General features: G+C 45.5%; 1 protein-coding gene. It reads left to right on the top strand.

Annotation, left to right across the window (positions count from 1 at the left end; translation table 11 throughout):
- The coding region (locus R7190_RS27630) for an outer membrane lipoprotein-sorting protein (RefSeq protein WP_318137900.1) at positions 1-533 on the top strand (533 nt) is incomplete at its 5' end.
- Between the last annotated feature and the right edge of the window lie 159 nt (positions 534-692).

Below are 692 nucleotides of genomic sequence, written 5' to 3'. Positions count from 1 at the left end.
AGCCTCGGGATGTCACGGGCACGGCTTTTCTCAACCATTCTCATACCATTGGTGCGGATGACCAATGGTTGTATTTACCTGCCTTAAAGCGAGTAAAGCGAATTTCGTCACGTAATAAGTCGGGCCCGTTTATGGGAAGCGAGTTTGCGTATGAAGACTTGAGTTCATTTGAAATCGAAAAATACCGCTTTAACCACCTCAAGGATGATAAGTTTAACGGGCAAGACGTATTCGTTCTAGAGCAAATTCCAACGGACAAGAACTCCGGTTATACCAAGCAGGTAGTATGGCTTGACAAGGCGCATTATCGCCCTCTCAAAGTCGAGTTTTACGACCGAAAAGGCGCGTTATTGAAAACTCTAACTTTCGCTAATTATAAGCAGTACCTCGATAAATATTGGCGTGCACATACCATGGCAATGACGAATCACCAAACTGGCAAAAGCACAGAATTGAACACTAGCGATTTGCGCTTTCAAACAGGGTTGGAAGAGAACGACTTCAACAAAAACGTGCTCAAGCGAGTTAAATAAGGGAGTGGTATGAATATGGGCAAAGGAGTAAACCAACTTGGCGGATTACTCGCGATGTTGGTAACGCCCTCGCTGTTCGCATTTGAGCTTGCGGGGCAATTGAATGTTGAGCATCGACAATTTCTCTCTCACGGGCTGCAAGGGCAGAGTAAAGGCCAA

Source organism: Vibrio sp. 1078-1, assembly GCF_033340475.1.
The sequence above is the reverse complement of the archived record's forward strand: the minus strand, read 5'-3'. Positions and strand labels throughout refer to the sequence as shown.